The 16,321-nt window shown below is 67.3% G+C and carries 14 protein-coding genes; 3 read left to right on the top strand and 11 right to left on the bottom strand.

The window, feature by feature from the left end:
- The first annotated feature begins 211 nt into the window (after positions 1-211).
- Complete coding sequence (locus ACFSCW_RS04565) at positions 212-991, top strand: hypothetical protein (RefSeq protein WP_380887343.1); 780 nt, start codon at positions 212-214, stop codon at positions 989-991.
- On the opposite strand, the gene ACFSCW_RS04560 is transcribed toward ACFSCW_RS04565, so the two are convergent.
- From ACFSCW_RS04560 to ACFSCW_RS04530, 7 genes are all read right to left on the bottom strand, one after another.
- Positions 978-1,379 (bottom strand): dihydroneopterin aldolase, encoded by a 402-nt coding sequence (locus tag ACFSCW_RS04560; RefSeq protein WP_380887341.1) that lies wholly within the window; start codon positions 1,377-1,379, stop codon positions 978-980. The genes ACFSCW_RS04565 and ACFSCW_RS04560 overlap by 14 nt on opposite strands.
- On the bottom strand, positions 1,376-3,589 hold the full coding sequence (locus ACFSCW_RS04555; protein ID WP_380887340.1) for a S9 family peptidase: 2,214 nt from the start codon (positions 3,587-3,589) through the stop codon (positions 1,376-1,378). The genes ACFSCW_RS04560 and ACFSCW_RS04555 overlap by 4 nt, the downstream gene beginning before the upstream one ends.
- A gap of 976 nt (positions 3,590-4,565) precedes the next feature.
- Positions 4,566-7,160 (bottom strand): TonB-dependent receptor, encoded by a 2,595-nt coding sequence (locus ACFSCW_RS04550; protein WP_417766386.1) that lies wholly within the window; start codon positions 7,158-7,160, stop codon positions 4,566-4,568.
- A 110-nt stretch (positions 7,161-7,270) separates the two neighbouring features.
- Positions 7,271-8,947: a sulfotransferase gene (locus ACFSCW_RS04545; protein WP_380887338.1), complete on the bottom strand. Its 1,677-nt coding sequence runs from the start codon at positions 8,945-8,947 to the stop codon at positions 7,271-7,273.
- On the bottom strand, positions 8,937-9,623 hold the full coding sequence (locus tag ACFSCW_RS04540) for a dienelactone hydrolase family protein (RefSeq protein ID WP_380887336.1): 687 nt from the start codon (positions 9,621-9,623) through the stop codon (positions 8,937-8,939). The genes ACFSCW_RS04545 and ACFSCW_RS04540 overlap by 11 nt, the downstream gene beginning before the upstream one ends.
- 4 nt (positions 9,624-9,627) lie before the next feature.
- Positions 9,628-10,029, bottom strand: a complete 402-nt coding sequence (locus ACFSCW_RS04535) for a GFA family protein (RefSeq protein ID WP_380887334.1) — start codon at positions 10,027-10,029, stop codon at positions 9,628-9,630.
- Positions 10,026-10,994 (bottom strand): 2-hydroxyacid dehydrogenase, encoded by a 969-nt coding sequence (locus ACFSCW_RS04530; RefSeq protein WP_380887332.1) that lies wholly within the window; start codon positions 10,992-10,994, stop codon positions 10,026-10,028. Before ACFSCW_RS04530 ends, ACFSCW_RS04535 begins: the two co-directional genes overlap by 4 nt.
- Positions 10,995-11,071: 77 nt before the next feature.
- On the opposite strand from ACFSCW_RS04530, the gene ACFSCW_RS04525 reads away from it, so the two are divergent.
- Complete coding sequence (locus ACFSCW_RS04525; RefSeq protein ID WP_380887330.1) at positions 11,072-11,545, top strand: SH3 domain-containing protein; 474 nt, start codon at positions 11,072-11,074, stop codon at positions 11,543-11,545.
- Here ACFSCW_RS04525 and ACFSCW_RS04520 read toward each other — a convergent pair.
- Genes ACFSCW_RS04520 through ACFSCW_RS04510 form a run of 3 tightly spaced genes read right to left on the bottom strand, consistent with a single transcriptional unit; the run spans position 11,542 to position 14,646 of the window.
- Complete coding sequence (locus ACFSCW_RS04520) at positions 11,542-12,933, bottom strand: RNB domain-containing ribonuclease (RefSeq protein ID WP_380887328.1); 1,392 nt, start codon at positions 12,931-12,933, stop codon at positions 11,542-11,544. The two genes, ACFSCW_RS04525 and ACFSCW_RS04520, sit on opposite strands and share 4 nt — an antisense overlap.
- A gap of 4 nt (positions 12,934-12,937) precedes the next feature.
- Positions 12,938-13,456 (bottom strand): CinA family protein, encoded by a 519-nt coding sequence (locus ACFSCW_RS04515; protein ID WP_380887326.1) that lies wholly within the window; start codon positions 13,454-13,456, stop codon positions 12,938-12,940.
- A gap of 2 nt (positions 13,457-13,458) precedes the next feature.
- On the bottom strand, positions 13,459-14,646 hold the full coding sequence (locus ACFSCW_RS04510; protein WP_380887324.1) for an acetyl-CoA C-acyltransferase: 1,188 nt from the start codon (positions 14,644-14,646) through the stop codon (positions 13,459-13,461).
- 126 nt (positions 14,647-14,772) lie between these two features.
- Here ACFSCW_RS04510 and ACFSCW_RS04505 point away from each other — a divergent pair, with 126 nt between their 5' ends.
- Positions 14,773-15,519: a prepilin peptidase gene (locus ACFSCW_RS04505; RefSeq protein WP_380890008.1), complete on the top strand. Its 747-nt coding sequence runs from the start codon at positions 14,773-14,775 to the stop codon at positions 15,517-15,519.
- Between the two features lie 97 nt (positions 15,520-15,616).
- On the opposite strand, the gene eda is transcribed toward ACFSCW_RS04505, so the two are convergent.
- Complete coding sequence (gene eda, locus ACFSCW_RS04500) at positions 15,617-16,228, bottom strand: bifunctional 4-hydroxy-2-oxoglutarate aldolase/2-dehydro-3-deoxy-phosphogluconate aldolase (RefSeq protein ID WP_380887322.1); 612 nt, start codon at positions 16,226-16,228, stop codon at positions 15,617-15,619.
- Positions 16,229-16,321 lie beyond the last annotated feature (93 nt).

Raw genomic sequence — 16,321 nt, 5'->3', positions numbered from 1 at the left:
CGCCCGTGTTATTATTCGTAAGGCGAAGCCCGGGTATCTATCCTCCGTCATTACATGACGCAAACGCTTTGTCGGACGCGCGCAACATACGGTCCCGCTATGACACTTTTGTGCTGGCGGGCGTCACTCCAAAGGCTGTAACGCGCAGGAAATGATGCGTATCCCCTATCTGATTGCCGTTACGGCAATCGCTCTTCTGACACCGGTGGACATGGCGGCGCAAACGGCCCTGCCGACGCCTCAATACAGCTATGCCGACCTGGCCGATCGGGCGCTGGCCGCACCGATCGCGCTGGTTGCGACGGTGACCGACACGATTCGGCTGAAGTCGGAGCAGGCGCCGAACCTCGCCGCCGGCCACGCGCGGCTGTTTGTCGAGGCCACCGCGAACACCCTGATTCGCGGGCCCGGGGACGTGCCGCCGGCCGTCCAGTACCTGGCCGACGTGCCGCTGGACGCGAAGGGCAAGGTGCCGAAGCTGAAGAACCGGCATGTGCTGCTGCTGGCCCGGCCGATCGCTGGTAAGCCCGGCGTGCTGCAGCTCATCTCGCCCGATGCGCAGATGATGATGACGCCGGAGCTCGACAAAAGGGTGCGGGCAATCTTGACCGAAGGGGTGCGCCCGGACGCCGCGCCGCCGGTCACCGGCATCACCAGCGCCTTTCATGTGCCGGGATCGATCCCGGGCGAAGGCGAGACGCAGATATTCCTTGCGACGCGCGACAATCGCCCGATCTCGATCAGCGTGCTCAGCCGGCCGGGGCAGGACCGGCAATGGTCGGTCGCGCTCGGCGAAGTGGTCGACGAGGCCGCGCAGGCGCCGCAGCGCGACACGCTGCTTTGGTACCGGCTCGCCTGCGGGCTGCCGCGCCAGCTTCCGGCCGAAGCGACCGCCGATCTGGAAGCCGCGAACGCCGAGGCGGCGCGGGGCGACTATGCCTATGTGCTGCAGCAGCTCGGCGCCTGCACCCGGAACGTCAGAACGAGCTGATCTCGACGCCGACGCCGGCGCACTCGGGATAGATGTCGGGCTTGCGGGTAGAGATGCGGAGACCGGTCACGCCCTTGCGGGCAGCGATCAGCTCATAGATTTCTCGCGCCAGCGTTTCCTGCAGGTTGAAGCGCCGGCCTTCGGTCATGCGGCGGATTTCGGTGCGCAGGAAATCATAGTTCCATGCCGCCGCCTGCGTGTCCTGGCTCGCGAACGCTTCCGCCGTGACGTAGACATCGACGCTGACCAGCAGCCGCTGCGGCGTGCCGATCTCGAAATCATGAAAGCCGATATCGACCGGCAGGTCGAAGTCTTCGAGGAAGATGCGGAAGCTCTTCGGCGCGAGCGCTTCGGGCACCATCCCGTCGAGGCGGGGCGGCGTGGTCATCGCTTTGCCTCCACTTCGCGGTCGAGGAAGTTCTCGATCGTCCGCCAGAGATGGACGCTGACGCCGGGACCGCGCACGCCGTGGCCGAAACCGGGATAGACCATGGTCTCGAACGGCACGGCGGCGGCCTGCAGCTTCGCCATCAGCGCGGTCGAGTTGTCGAACACGACATTGTCGTCCGACATGCCGTGGAGGAGGAGCAGCGGGTCCTTGATCGCGGTCGCGTTGGTGAGCGCGTCGGCCTTCTCATAGGCGGCGGCGTCGGTGCGCGGGTCGCCGAGATAGCGTTCCGTATAATGGGTGTCATACAGCTCCCAGCGCGTGACCGGCGCGCCGGCGACGCCGGCCGCGAAGGTGCCGGGCGCGGCCTCCAGCAGCTTCAGCGTCATATAGCCGCCATAGGACCAGCCATAGACGGCGATCCGCCTGGGATCGACGAAGGGCTGGCGCTTCAGCCAGGCGACTCCGGCGAGCTGGTCGGCGACTTCGGCGCTGCCCATCGCATGGAAGATCGCGTCCTCGAACGCCTTGCCGCGATCGGGGGTGCCGCGATTGTCGACGGAGAAAATCACCCAGCCCTTCGACACCAGATATTGCTGGAGCGGGATGTCGCGAATCCATTCGTTCGCGACCTGCCGCCCGGCGCCGGGGCCGCCATAGACCCAGAGCAGCACCGGGCGTGGGCCGGCAAAACCGGTCGGCACGTAGAGTTTGTAATGGAGATCAGTGACGCCGTCGGCGGCCTTGATCGTGCCGAACTTCGGCGCGACCGCGGTGGCGGCGAACGGCGCGTATGGATGATCGCCGGAGACGCGGTTCTCCTCGATCCAGCGGCGGCCCTGCCCGCTCGCACTGGCAAGATAGGTCTGCGGCGGCTGCGCCGTACTGGAACGGGTGACGATGATGTGGGCAGCCGCCTTGTCCATCTCGACCGCGTTGCTGAATCCGGCATCGGTCAGCCGCTTCGGCTCGCCCGCCGCGCCGATCGGCACCGCGTAGAGCTGCCATTCGAGCGGCGTGTCGCGATTGGCGACGACATAAGCGAGGCCCTTCGCCTCATCGGCGCCGGCCATATCCTTCACCTGCCAGGCGCCGTGGGTGAGCTGGGTCCATTTGCCCGCCTTCCAGCGATAGAGATGGCTGAAGCCGTCGCGCTCCGAGGTCCAGAGCAGGCTGCCGTCGGCGAGTGGCTTCAGATTGTCGTGGAGGTTGATCCAGGTCTTCGCTGTCTCAGTGAACAGCACTTCCGACTTGCCGGTGGCCGGATCGACGCGGAGCAGGTCGAGGCGTTTCTGGTCGCGGCTTTCGCGCTGGAAGAGCAGCGCCTTGCCGTCCTTCGTCCAGTCGACGCGGGCGAGATAGATGTCGGGGTTTGTGCCGAGATCGACCTTGGTGCTGCGGCCGCTCGCAACATCGAACACATGGAGTTCGACCAGGGCATTGTCGGTGCCGGCCTTGGGATAGCGCTGCTGATACACGCGCGTGCCGTCGGCGCCGATCGCGGCGCGGGTGACGATCGCGACCGGGGTTTCGTCGGAGCGCTCGACCGCGATCCAGCGATCGTCGGGCGACCACCAATGGCCGCGCGTGCGGTGCATTTCCTCTTGGGCCACGAACTCGGCGGTGCCCCAGCTCACCGGACCGCCGCCGCCCTCTGTCAGCACGCGTTCCTTGCCCGAGGCGAGGTCGTGGACGACGAGGTTCTGGTCGCGGACGAAGGAGACGAAGCCGCCCTTGGGGCTGACAGTGCCGTCGAGCTCGCTGGTCGGCGTGTCGGTCAGGCGGCGGACCTTGCCGTCCAGGGAGGCGAGATAAAGGTCGCCGTCCAAAGGCACGAGCAGGGTCTTCGAATCAGCGCTCCAGTCATAGGCGACGATGCCTTTCTGGTCGGCGATGCGCGCGCGCTCGCGCTGCATCCGCTCGGCCTCGGACAGCGCGGCGCCGGTGCCGAACGCCTTGGAATCGACCAGCATCTTTTCCGATCCGGTCCTGGTGTCGAGCGCCCAGAGGTCGAACCGCTCCTTCTCGTCCGGCCGGTTGCGCAGCGAGGTCAGCCAGCGCCCGTCCGGCGACAGCTTCAACAGCCGCGGCGTGGGGCCTGAGAGCGGCGGATTGCCGTAAAGGCGTTCGAGCGTGAGCTTGTTCTGCTGGGCCATGACCGGAGAAGTGAGCGAAAGCGCCGCGAGACCGGCGGCAAGGATGCGGATCATGCCCCCGCCGCTACCATGCCGAAGGCGCAATGCGGAAGCCGCGATTGCGCGATGCGCCCAGACACGGGCGCTTAAGTTCACAAAGTGCCAGGGGTGACGCGCCTTTTTCGTGAACTTATGCGGGACTGTCGTGTGATCGCAGGCGTTTGGCTGGAATTGGGCAGAGCCGAGCCGTGGAGGTTCCGAGACGGATGGTGATCGGGAAGGCGTGAAGGACGCACGAAAGCGAGGCTCGGTCATCCACGAGCATATGCCCGATCGGTCGGGGTGTAGGACAGATGTTCGTTCGCAACTGATGCATTGCGGACATTGGGAAGGTAGGGTGCGCGGATGTCATTCCGGACCACATCTTTACTCTACAGCCTTAGCGCTGTGGCGTTGGCTCTGCCGACATCCTTCGCCTCGGCGGAAGACATAGGCAGGTGGGACCGTATAGTCGCGGCCGTCGAGCAAGTTCGAGCCGGGCAAACGGTCGGCGATAGGGTTGAGGCAGCTCGGAACCTCGCGACCTTGACCGCAGATAAAACACAGGCAGCGCCGTCAAGCATAACCGCCCTTCTTATCCCACTCCTCGACACGCAGGAGGATGCTGTTCGCCTGTGGATAGCCGCCTCACTGGGTAACCTGGGAGGAGGCGCAACGTCAGCCGTCCCAAAACTCGTGCAACTGTTGCCGGAGGCGGATTGTCTGGATGGCGCTGTAACATCCGCATCGGCGATCCGAGTCGCTCTAAGAAAGATCGGCGCAGAAGTGCCACCGGAAACGGTCTGCAAACGGCGATCGGTGCGGCGATGATCGAGATGGAATGTCCGCTAAGGGTAGAGAGCTGTCAGACCCCTCTCCCATAGGGAGAGGGCGACTCGCGCTTGCGCGAGCGGGGTGAGGGGATCGGAACTCCGACATTCTGCTCCCGATCCCCTCACCCGGTCGGGCTTGCGCCCGACTCGACCTCTCCCTGTGGGAGAGGTGAAGCGCGCTAGAACCGATACCCTGCCCTGATCCCGATCGTCCGCGGCGTTTGCACCACGGCGTAGGCGCGGCCGAAGCCGGGGAAGCCGCCGGCGGCAGGGTAGCAGCTTCCGCATTGGACGAAGCGGGTGATCTGGGCGCGTTCGTCGAAGGCGTTCTGGATGAACGCTTCGGCGGTGAACTGCTTCCATTTGACGCCGACCGCGAAATCCGCCGTCGTCCAGGCGGGCAGGTTGCCGAGCTGCAGCCGCGGGTTGAAGATCACGCCGGCCGAGCCGTTGACGCTCTCCCGGATATCCGAGGCGGCTGAGCTGGAATGGGTCACCGTCGCCTGCAGATAGGGCTTCACGTCCGGCGCGGCCTGGAATTCGTATCGCCCGGTCGCGCTCATCTTGAACCTGGGCGTCACCGGCAGGCGCGTGCCCTTGGGCGAGGAAATGCGATTGTCCTCGCCGCCTGGCCCGGGCTGAGTGCAGGCGAAGGTCGGATCGTCGAAGAGGCACAGATTCTTGCGGATCTTGCCATCGGTATAGGCGGCGCTGCCCGAGAGCGTCAGGCCGGTCACCGGGTTCCACGCGAAATCGGTTTCGATGCCTTTAATCCGCGCATTGGGGCCGTTGTGGATCTCGGTGAAGCTGTTTTGCCCGAGGAAGCTGAACTGGAACTTCTTCCAGTCCTGCCAGAAGAAGGCGCCGTTCCAGCGGAGCGTGTTGCCCCAGGTCGTCTTGAAGCCGACTTCGTAGTTGATCAGGAAATCCGGCGCGTAGGGTGCGATCGTCGCGCGGCGGTTGATGCCGCCGGGGCGGAAGCCCTTCGACCAGGTGGCGTAAAGAAGCTTCCCGTCCGCCGGCTTCCAGTTGAGGTTCACGCGATAGAGGAAGCCGTCGTCCTTGGTGCGCTTGGGCACCAATTTGCCGTTCACGACGTCGGCGAGATCGGTGCAGGGTCCGCCGGCGACCGCGGCGGGCAGCAGCGTCGGTGTCTCGCCCGCGGCGAGCGCGTTGCGCAGCGTCTTGCCCGTGGTGGTGTAGCAACCCGCCACGCCGGTACGCGACGAGCCGGCGGCGTTGAACGGGGTAGCGGTGAACGGGCGCGTATCGGCCCCCTCTCCCGCCGAAAACGCCGAGGCCGGGTTGCGGCCGAAGCCGAAGAAGCCGATCAGCGTGTTGTCGAATTTATAGCCGCGCAAGCCGCCGGTCAGCGTCAGCCGCGGCGTGATGTCCCAGCTTGCTTCGCCGAAGATCGCATAATCGCGGTCGACGCGCTTCTGCTGGGTGAGCCAGAGCGTGCCGGGCAGGCCATTGACCGACACGGCAGCGCCAAGTTTGTCGATCTGATAGTCCTGATGGATGAGGTTCGACTGGCGCTGGTAGAAGATGCCGCCGACCACGCGGAACGGCTCCTCGGCGGGAGACGAGACGCGCAGTTCCTGGCTGATGCGCTTGAAATGATCGCTGCCGATGATGTGCTGGACCGGCACGACATTGTTGCCGGCATTGTCCTGATAATAGAAATAGCCGGCGAGCCCGCCATAATCGGCATAGAGCGCGTCATAGGCCTCGGCATAATCGGTATAGTCCGACGCGCTGTGGCGGCGCCGGTCCATATAGGCGCCGGCATAGGTCAGGTCCCATGAGCCGATCTTGCCCTGCACGGTCAGGGCCGCCTGATACCATTTGTCCTTGTTGAACTCGGGGAAGAAGCGGGCGACCTTCAGGTCGCCGATGCTGGCGTCATAGCCGAACGAGCCGTGCGATTTCTGTTCCTGACCGAAGACCGAGGCGGTCGCGGTCCAGTCGTCCGACAGGTCGATGCCGAGCGCGAGGCGGCCGCCATAGGTGTCGACATCGTTGATGTCTTTCTTCACCAGCCTCGCATTGTTGATCGACAGGCCGCCGATAAAGTTGCGAGTGGCGGCGACGTTGTCGATATAGCCGGCGTCGTGCTCGTAGAAGCCGACCGCGCGGACGGCGATGCGTTCGGTCAACGGCACGTTGACGAAGCCCTCGACCTTGCCGCCCTGCCCGCCCTTGCGCACGGTGTTGCCCTCGACGTCGAAGCCGCCTTCGAAGCCGGCGGTCGACGGCTTGTTGGTGATGATGCGGACCGTGCCCGCTTCCGACGAGGCGCCGTAGAGCGTGCCTTGCGGGCCGGACAGCGCCTCGATGCGCGCGATGTCGTAGATATGGACGTCGAGCGTGCCGCCGATCGTCGTGATCGGCTGCTCGTCGAGATAGAAGCCGACCGAAGGCAGCGAGCCCGAATGGTTGCCGTCGCCCCCGGACGCGACGCCGCGGATATAGACGGTCGCGGTGCCGGGCGTCGCGGTCTGGAACGCGACCGAGGGCAGCAGCTTGGTATAGTCGTTGAAGTTGGAGACGTTCATCTGCTCCAGCTTCTGTGTGCCGAGCGCCTGCACGCTGATCGGCACGTTCTGCAGCGTTTCCTCGCGCTTTTGCGCGGTGACAATGATGTCGCCGATCGCCTCGTTGCCGGTGGCGGCCGCCTGCGGCGCCGGCTGCGTCTGGCCAAGCGCCGGGCCGGCCAGCATCGAGCTGCCCAGCAGGGCGGCGATCATCGGAGCAATATTTTTGCGAGGCACCACGCTTCTCCCCAGAACGCGAAAGTCCTGGAGCGAGTCTTTCCCGGTTTCACGGAACCGTAAAAGAGGCGGCAGCGCCGGTGATGCGTTTTCGTGTGAAACTGTTGCGCTTATGCAACGGAGCCCGGAACGTCGGGATAGCAGGTCAGCACGTCACCGAGCGCGGCTTTGAGTGGATCGAGCCAGGGGTCGAACGGCTTCCAGGGTTCGAGGCCTTCGCGGTTGATCGGGCGGCGGACCTGTTCGGAGCTGGCGGTGCGGACGGCGCGCTCGGTTTCCCAGAAGCGGAGGCAGGCGGGCTCGAACGGCAGGCGCATCGCCTCGAGGAGCGCGCGGATTTCGGTTTCGGTGTCGTCGACCAGCCGCTCGTAGATGACGCGGTGGACGGCGCCGGGGATCACCCTGTCGAAATGCGCCATCAGCTCGACATAGAGCGCGTAATAGCGGCCGACGTCGGCGAGGCCGTAGGTGAAGCTCTGGCCGCGGGCGAAATGCTGTTTGAAGTTGGAGAAGCAGCTCGCGAGCGGGTGGCGGCGGGCGTCGACGATCTTCGCGTTCGGCAGGATCAGCTTGATGAGGCCGACATGCGCCCAATTGTTGGGCAGCTTGTCGATGAAGAAAGGCCGGTCGGTCTTGCGCTGGATGCGGGTGCGCTCGAGATATTCCTCGCCGAGCGCGCGGATGTCGTCGGCGGTGTAGTCGGCGAGCGGCTTGGTGCCGGAGCCGATGCGGGCGGCGAGCGCGGGGATGTCGGGCAGCTCCATCGTGCCTTCGACCTGCGAGTGGCTGGCGAGGATCTGCTCGATCAGGGTCGAGCCGGCGCGCGGCATGCCGAGGATGAAGATCGGATCGGGCGCCGGGCAGCCCCAGCCGGCGCGAGCGGCGAAGAATTCGGGGGTGAACATCGCCTTGGCGCGGGCGACCTGCTCGGCGGTTTCGGCCGGGTCGTAGGGGACCTGCTCGCGGCGGATGGCATTGCCCTGCGCGTAGTGGCGGAAGGCGGGCTCGGCCTCGCCCCGATCCTCCAGCGCCTTGCCGAGGGCGAAATGGAGGTGGAGGCGGTCTTCGTCGCTTAAGCCCTTCCCGTCGAGCGCCGCCTGCATCGCGGCGATGTCGGCATCGTCGAATTTATAGGTCTTGAGGTTGGCGAGGCTCCACCAGACTTCGCCGAGGCCGGGGCGGATCGCGATGGCGCGGCGATAGGCGGCGATCGAGTCCGGCTGACGCCCGACGGTCTTCAGCACATGGCCGTAGCTCATCCAGATTTTCGGCTGGTCGGGCGCTTTGGCGAGCACGCTTTCATAAAGCTCGATCGCCTCGTCGAACTCGCCGATCCTGCCGAGCGCGGCGGCTTTGAGGTTTTCGTGCGTCGGGTTGTCGGGATCGTCGGCGAGCAGCGTATCGAGTACGGCGAGCGCCTCGGCCGAACGGTTCTGGCGGTGGAGGACGGTTGCCAGATTCGAGCGCGCCGGCCGGAAACCGGGCGCAAGCTCCAGCGCGCGGCGGAGCAATGCCTCGGCATCGCGGTAGCGGGCGAGGCGGCCGGCAAGCTCGGCCATCATCCGGATCGCGGCGACGTCGAACGGGTCCTCGCGCAGCCGCGCGCGAAGCACCTGCTCGGCGGTGCGAAGGTCGCCGGAATAGAGCGCGGCGCCGGCTTCGATCAGCACCGGATCACCCACTGAGGCGTCGATCGCGGCCAGTTCCAGCCGGCCGGCCTTGTCGTCCTCGCCAGCCGCGCGGAGGCGCCGGGCTTCGGCGCGAAGCTCCCGCGGATCAGCCGGCAAGGCTTTCCTTCAGCATCGCCAGCGTCATCCCCCACGCACGGGCGTTCGCCTTCGCGTCGTAGCGGAAGCCGGGATAGTTCAGCCGATCGACGGCGGGATCGGTGAAGCTGTGGCCGGCGCCGCCGAAGACGTGGAGCTGCCAGTCGGCGCCGGCCTCGTCCATCTCGGCGCGGAAGGCGTCGCGGTCCTCCGCCGGAATGATCGGGTCCTGATCGCCGATCATCATCAGCACTTTGCCAGCGGGCAGGCCGGTCGAGCCTTCAGGCTTCTTGAAGCTTGGGTGGCAGGCGATGGCGCAGGCGAGCGGCGCCTTGTCCCGCAGCATTTCGAGCGCGACGATGCCGCCGAAGCAGAAGCCGAGCACTGCGTGGGGGCCGTTCTTGAGCGCCGCGAGCTGGTCGAGGCCGGCGCGGGCGCGGCGGCGAAGGAGCGTGGCGTCGCCCATCAACGCGCCCATCAGGCCGGTCGCCTGCTCGACCGATGTCGCGGTCGCGCCATACATATCGAGCGCGAATGCGGTGTAGCCATTCTCCGCGAGCGTGGCGGCCGCGTCCTTGCTGTGATCGGTGATGCCCATGCCCTGATGGACGACCAGCACGCCGGGGCCGCCGCCGTCGGCCAGCCAGCCGGTCAGGCTTTGGCCTTCGCAGTCGTAGGGGATCGGCCGCAGGTCCATTGCTCTACTCCCGCTCGGCGGCCGGAATGTGGGTCACGTCTTCGGACCAGGGCAGCGCCGATTTGCGCCAGATGCGGCGTTTCGGTTCGAGCGCCGCGCGCTGGTCGATCGCGCCGAGACGGAGGTTGAGCGTGCTGCGGTCCGTCTCGCTGGTCGCATAAAGCGGGCTGCCGCAAAGGGTGCAAAAGGCCTGGACGCGGCGATTGCCGCTGTCCGCGGTCTTCACATAGGCGGCCGGCTCGCTGCCACTGAAGCGCACCTTGTCGGCGGAGGCGCGGACCGAAGCGCGATAGGGGCTGCCGCTCAGGCGCTGGCAATCGGTGCAATGGCAGATGCTGACGGCGGCGGGATCGACCTCCGCTTCGAAACGGATGTTGCCGCAATGGCAGCCGCCGGTGACGTTCATGCCCAGCCCTCAAGAACCTGGTCGGGCGGGCGGTGGCCGTCGGCCCACATGCGGATGTTGGCGATGACTTTCTCGCCGGTCGCCTGCCGCGCCTCGATCGTCGCCGAGGCCATGTGCGGCAGCAGCACGACATTATCGAGCGCGAGCAGGCGGGGATCGACCGCGGGCTCATGCTCGAAAACGTCGAGGCCGGCGCCGGCGATCGTGCCGCGTTCCAGCGCATCGACCAAGGCCGGCTCGTCGACGATTTCGCCGCGCGCGATGTTGATGAGATAGCCACCGGCGCCCAGCAGCTCGAGCCGGCCGGCGTCGATCAGATGATGGGTCGAGGCGTTGTGCGGGCAGTTGACGGAGAGGATGTCGATCTCGGTCAACATGTCGTCGAGATCTTCGTGCCAGACGGCATCGACGGCGCGCTCGACCACATGCGGCAGGCGGCGGCGGTTGTGATAGTGGATGCGCAGGCCGAAGCCCCGCGCCCGCATCGCGATCGCCTGGCCGATGCGGCCCATGCCGAGAATGCCCAGCGCCTTGCCGTTGACACGGCGGCCGAGCATCGTCGTCGGACCCCAGCCGCTCCATGCGCCTGAGCGCACCTGCCGCTCGCCTTCGGACAAACGGCGGGGGACGGCGAGGATCAGCGCCATCGCCATGTCGGCAGCGTCTTCGGTCAGGACGCCCGGCGTGTTGGTGACGATGATGCCGCGGGCGCGCGCCGCTTTCAGGTCGATATGATCGACGCCGGCACCGAAGTTCGCGATCAGCTTCAGCCGCGGGCCGGCGCGCGCGATCAGGTCCGCGTCGATCGTATCGACGATGGTCGGCACCAGCACGTCAGCATCGGCGATGGCGGCGGCGAGCGCGGGACCGACGGCGAATTCTACGTCGAACAGCTCGCGCATGCGCGCTTCCACCATGTCGGGAAGCTTGCGGGTAACGACGACGCGGGGGCGCGCGATAGGCATGCGCTGAGCTAGGCAAGGCTGTGGACAGGCGTCAAGCGCGCCTTGATGCGCGAATCGCGCTGGGGCAATCAGAGGCGATGCGCACTGCCCTTCTCGCCGCCCTCGCCTTGCTGATCGCCACCGAAGCGCCGGCCCAGGACAAGAAGCCGCCTTACTGGGCGTCGATCGTGCCGAGCCAGGCGCGCATCCGCACCGGGCCGGGCCGCAATTTCCCGGCAGTGTGGCAGTATCAGCGCGCCGGATTGCCGGTGAAAGTGATCGCGATCTTCCCGTCCTGGCGCAAGATCGAGGACCCCGACGGTGCGCAGGGCTGGATGCAGGCGAACATGCTGACCGACGAGCGGACCGGCATGGTCACGGGCGGCGTGCAGCCGATGCGCGCCAAGCCGGACGCGAACGCCCCGATCGTCTGGCGCGCCGAAGCGGGCGTGGTCGGCAAGCTCAGAAGCTGCTCCAGCGGCTGGTGCGATTTCGACGTGAAAGGCCGCCGCGGCTGGATCGAGGCGAGCCATTTGTGGGGTGTGGGTTCGGACGAGGCCGTCGCCCGTTAGCTGACGCGCGCGAAGGTGATCGTGCGGCGGTCGGGGTCGGCGGCAGTCAGGCGGACCTGGAGGGTCTGGCCGGGCTCGACATGGTGGGCGTCGACGCGGGCGACGACGGGCATGTCGCGGAGCTGGATGCGGGCGCCGCGCTCGTCGATGTCGGTCGCGACCGCGGCCATCACTTCGCCGACATGGTCCTGGAGCATCACCGCTTCGGCATAGTCGATCACGGCGCGCTCGATCCGGCCGGCGATCGCGTCGGCGCGGGCCATGACGGCCGGCAATCGCTCGAACGCGTCGGTGACGGCGGGCGGCACGGCTTGGCCATTGGCGACGGCGAGCGCGGCGCGGATCACATAGCGGTCGGCGAGCCGGCGGAGCGGCGCGGTCGCATGGGCATAGGTCGCGGCGACCGCCGAATGCCAGGGCACGAAGCCCTCCCGGTAGGGCGCATAGCCGGCGCCGTTCCCCGAGCGGCGGACCGCGAACATGAAGGCGACGTCGCGTGGGTTGGCGGCATCGAGACCGCGCTCGAAATCCTTGAGCGTGGCCGAAGCGGGCCAGTCGAGACCGAAAGCGCGGGCGGTGTTGCGCAGCCGCTGGACCGCGCGCGCGTCCGGCTCCGCCATCACCCGGAACAGGCCGGTGCCGTGCGCCTGCAGCGCCGCCGCGACCGCCATATTGGTGGCGAGCGACAGTGCGGCGTTGCGTTCTTCCGATTCGAGGCGCGGACGGAACGTCAGGCGGAAGCGGTCGTTGCCCACGGGCGAGACTTCCTGCTCCGGCGGGTCGACCCGCGCGGCGCCACGGCGCCGCTCGGCGGCCTGCACCCGGTCCGACAGCTCGGCAAAGTCCGTCGGCAGATCGGCGGGCGTGACCGTTTCATAAGCGAGCTTGGCGCGGCTGCGGATCACGGCGCGCTCGACGCCGTCGAGGACGACCGCGCCGTCCGGGTTCACGCGCACGGTGAAGATGACGGACGGGCGCGGGCCGTCGGGGAGCAGGCTGGCGGCGAGTTCGCTCAAGATCGGCGGGTAGAGACTGGCCTTGCCGTCGGGCAGATATTGCGTCTCGCCCCGCTTCCACGCCTCGGCGTCGATCGGGCCGCCATCGTCGACGAACCAGGCGACGTCGGCGATCGCATAGTGAAGCAGCAGGTCGGCGCCTGCCCGCTCGATCGCGAAGGCCTGGTCGAGATCGGTCGAGCTGGCGGGATCGAGGGTGACGAACGGCCGGCCGGTGCGGTCGGCGTGCGCAGTGGGAGCGCGCTTAGCAGCGTCCTCCGCTGCCGCCAGCACCTCGGGCGGGAAGGTCGCCGGCACCTCGAACTGGGCGCGGATCGCCGCCAAGCCGGGACCCAGCGCGTGGCCGGGATCGACAAGCGTCTTCACCGCCATTGCGTCAGGCGCCGCCGATCGCTTCGAGCATCATTTCGAGCGCGACGCGGGTCGATTGCTCGCGCACCTTGCCGCGTCCCACGGAGCCGAAATGCTCTTCGCGGTGGAAGCTCGGCCGGCCGCGGCGGGCGCAGCCGAAATGGACGAGGCCGGGTTCGTCGTCCGGGCCGGCAGAGCCCGCAAATCCGGTGACCGACACGACCACGTCGGCGCGGCTATGCGCCAGCGCGCCGTCGGCCATCGCGAGTGCGACTTCCTTGCTGACCGCGCCGTGGGTGTCGATCAGCGCCCGATCGAAGCCGAGCATGCCGGCCTTGGCTTCCTCGCTATAGACGATGAAGCCGCGCTCGAACGCGTGGCCCATACCGTCGACGTCGGTCAGCAGCGAGCCGATCAGGCCGCCGGTGCAGCTTTCGGCCGTGGCGAGCTTGAGTTCCTTTTCACATGCGGTCTCGAGCACCCGGATCGCCAGCGCCTCGACTTCGGACGGCAGCGCGCCGCTCAGCGTTTCGGCACCGGCCATCCTTAGTCGATCAGTTCCACCGCGACGGCGGTCGCTTCGCCGCCGCCGATGCAGAGCGAAGCGACGCCGCGCTTGAGGCCGCGATTCTGCAGCGCCGCGATCAGGGTCGCCATGATGCGCGCGCCCGAGGCGCCGATCGGATGGCCGAGCGCGGTGGCGCCGCCGTTCACGTTCACTTTCTCATGCGCGATGCCGAGATCGCGCATCGCGATCATCGCGACGCAGGCAAAGGCTTCGTTGACCTCGAACAGGTCGACATCCTCGGCCGACCAGCCGGCCTTGGCGAGCACCTTCTTCACCGCGTTGACGGGCGCGGTGGTGAACTTCGCCGGCTCGTGCGCATGGGCGGCAGTGGCTACGATGCGGGCGACGGCCTTCAACCCCTTCGACGCGGCGACGCTTTCGCGGGTCATCACCAGCGCGGCGGCGCCGTCCGAGATCGAGGAAGCGTTGGCGGCAGTGATCGTGCCGTCCTTGGCGAAGGCGGGCTTCAGCGAAGGGATCTTGGAGGCGTCGCCCTTCAGCGGCTGCTCGTCCTTGTCGATCGTCTCGACGCCTTTGCGGCCCTTCACCTCGACGGCGACGATCTCGCGGTCGAAGCCGCCGCTGGTCTGGGCGGCCTGGGCGCGGGTGAGCGAGGCGATTGCGTAATCGTCCTGATTGGCGCGAGTGAACTGATATTCGCCGGCAGTTTCCTCGGCGAAGCTGCCCATCGCACGGCCGGGCTCATAGGCGTCCTCGAGGCCGTCGAGGAACATATGGTCGAAAATCTTGTCGTGACCGATGCGCGCGCCGCCGCGGTGCTTCTGCAGCAGATAGGGCGCGTTGGTCATGCTCTCCATGCCGCCCGCGACCAGCAGGTCGACCGAGCCGGCGGCGAGCGCTTCGGCGCCCATGATCGCCGCCTGCATGCCGGAGCCGCACATCTTGTTGACCGTCGTCGCCTCGACCGACTTGGGCAGTCCAGCCTTCAGCGCCGCCTGACGCGCCGGCGCCTGGCCGAGCCCTGCGGGGAGCACGCAGCCCATATAGATGCGCTCGACATCCGCGACTTCGACGCCCGCCCGCTCTACCGCGGCCTTCACCGCAGTCGCGCCGAGATCGGTCGCGGACGCGCCGGCGAGGCTACCCTGGAAAGACCCCATCGGGGTGCGGGCATAGGACAGGATGACGACGGGATCGGTGGCCATTGGAACCTCTGAGTGAATCTGTGCGCGAGCCCCATAACCGTCCATCCCGAGCGAAGTCGAGGGACGCTCTGTACTCACAATGTGCGTGCCTCGACTTCGCTCGGCATGGACGGGTAGGTGTCAGGGATGATTATGGGGTGGGCGGCGGCCGGTTTCATCCTCGGCGCGATCGTGGGCAGTTTCCTGGCGACGGCCGCCATTCGCTGGCCGGCCGGGCGGCAGGCGACGCGCGGGCGCTCGGCCTGCGACCGCTGCGGCAAGAGGCTTGGGCTGCTGGAACTGGTGCCGATCGCCTCCTTCCTCGTCCAGCGCGGGCGGTGTGCGGGATGCGCCGCCGCGATCGACCGGCGCCATCTAGCGATCGAAGTTGCGGCGGCGCTGATCGGCGCTGTGTCGCTCGCGGTCGCGCCGGGGCCGGCGGGCGTGGCAGGCGCGGTGTTCGGGTGGTTGCTGCTGCTGCTGGGCTTGCTCGACGTCGAGCATTTCTGGCTGCCGGATCGGGTGACGTACCTTCTCGCCCTGCTCGGGATCGCGCTCGGCGCGGCGGGGCTGCCGCCATTTCCCAACGAGCGGCTGATCGGGTTGGCGCTGGGGTTTGCGAGCCTGTGGCTGATCGGCGCCCTTTATCGCGCGATGCGCCAGCGCGAGGGGCTGGGCGGTGGCGACCCGAAATTGTTCGGCGCGATCGCCGCGTGGCTCGGCTGGGCGGCCCTGCCTTATGTGCTGCTGATCGCGGGGCTGATCGGGATTGGCGCGGTGGTGACGGCGCAGCTTCGCGGCGAGAAAGTGACCGCCGTCACGCGCATCCCGCTGGGCGCGTTGCTGGCGGTTGCGGCGTGGCCGGTGTGGATTGTTCAGAATGGAATGCCCTAAACACCGATCGGGCTGAGCTTGTCGAAGCCCATTTTTTCCCTCCGATGCTCAGAAAGAAGGGAGGCCTTCGACAAGCTCAGGCCGAACGGAGCGGGGGCTAGGCGCGCAGCTCAGATGCCTTTCGCGCCGCCGCCTCGATCTCGTCCGTGCTCATGCCCGGCTTCACGAGCCACGAGCCTCCGACGCAGAGCACCGCTTTTTCGGCCAGCCACTCGGGGGCGGTTTCCAAAGTGATGCCGCCGGTCGGGCAGAAGCGGACGTCGCCGAACGGGCCGGCGAGCGCGCGAAGCGCCTTCAGTCCGCCGCTCGCTTCGGCCGGGAAGAATTTGAACCGGTTCAGGCCCAGATCGAGGCCGCGCATGATGTCCGACGCGTTGGCCACGCCGGGCAGGAAGCAGGCGCGGCGGGAGCTTGCGGCCTGGGCGAGACGCTTGGTCAGGCCCGGGCTGACGATGAAGCGCGCTCCGGCGTCCAGCGCCTGATCGAGCTGCGCGTCGTCCAGCACCGTGCCGGCGCCGACGATCGCCCCATCAATTTTCGTCATCGCCGTCATGACTTCCAGCGCGCGTGGGGTGCGGAGTGTCACTTCGAGCACCCGCAGCCCGCCCTTCACCAGCGCCGTGCCGATCGCGACCGCGGATTCGGGATCGTCCAGCACCAGCACCGGGATCACCGGCGCGGTCCGCATGATCGTTTCGATGTCGTCCATATGCCTTGCTCCTGCGCCGATCGGTTCGTCGCGATTAGCGTGATTTTCACTTCCGCCAAGTAGGAACGGCTTACATATTGGTGTCGCGAATCC

The sequence above is a fragment of the Sphingomonas tabacisoli genome, from assembly GCF_042678385.1.
In the GTDB taxonomy this organism is placed as follows: Bacteria; Pseudomonadota; Alphaproteobacteria; order Sphingomonadales; family Sphingomonadaceae; genus Sphingomonas_B; species Sphingomonas_B tabacisoli.
This window is presented reverse-complemented; position numbering and strand designations above follow the sequence as displayed.

What these genes read in the sequence shown, in the direction of transcription:
- ACFSCW_RS04530 (WP_380887332.1), bottom strand. Translation starts at nt 10,994, where the DNA reads ATGCCTATCGCGCGCCCCCGCGTCGTCGTTACCCGCAAGCTTCCCGAC.
- ACFSCW_RS04510 (WP_380887324.1), bottom strand. Translation starts at nt 14,646, where the DNA reads ATGGCCACCGATCCCGTCGTCATCCTGTCCTATGCCCGCACCCCGATG.
- ACFSCW_RS04525 (WP_380887330.1), top strand. Translation starts at nt 11,072, where the DNA reads ATGCGCACTGCCCTTCTCGCCGCCCTCGCCTTGCTGATCGCCACCGAA.
- ACFSCW_RS04520 (WP_380887328.1), bottom strand. Translation starts at nt 12,933, where the DNA reads ATGGCGGTGAAGACGCTTGTCGATCCCGGCCACGCGCTGGGTCCCGGC.
- ACFSCW_RS04560 (WP_380887341.1), bottom strand. Translation starts at nt 1,379, where the DNA reads ATGACCACGCCGCCCCGCCTCGACGGGATGGTGCCCGAAGCGCTCGCG.
- eda (WP_380887322.1), bottom strand. Translation starts at nt 16,228, where the DNA reads ATGGACGACATCGAAACGATCATGCGGACCGCGCCGGTGATCCCGGTG.
- ACFSCW_RS04555 (WP_380887340.1), bottom strand. Translation starts at nt 3,589, where the DNA reads ATGATCCGCATCCTTGCCGCCGGTCTCGCGGCGCTTTCGCTCACTTCT.
- ACFSCW_RS04505 (WP_380890008.1), top strand. Translation starts at nt 14,773, where the DNA reads ATGATTATGGGGTGGGCGGCGGCCGGTTTCATCCTCGGCGCGATCGTG.
- ACFSCW_RS04540 (WP_380887336.1), bottom strand. Translation starts at nt 9,623, where the DNA reads ATGGACCTGCGGCCGATCCCCTACGACTGCGAAGGCCAAAGCCTGACC.
- ACFSCW_RS04535 (WP_380887334.1), bottom strand. Translation starts at nt 10,029, where the DNA reads ATGAACGTCACCGGCGGCTGCCATTGCGGCAACATCCGTTTCGAAGCG.
- ACFSCW_RS04515 (WP_380887326.1), bottom strand. Translation starts at nt 13,456, where the DNA reads ATGGCCGGTGCCGAAACGCTGAGCGGCGCGCTGCCGTCCGAAGTCGAG.
- ACFSCW_RS04565 (WP_380887343.1), top strand. Translation starts at nt 212, where the DNA reads ATGGCGGCGCAAACGGCCCTGCCGACGCCTCAATACAGCTATGCCGAC.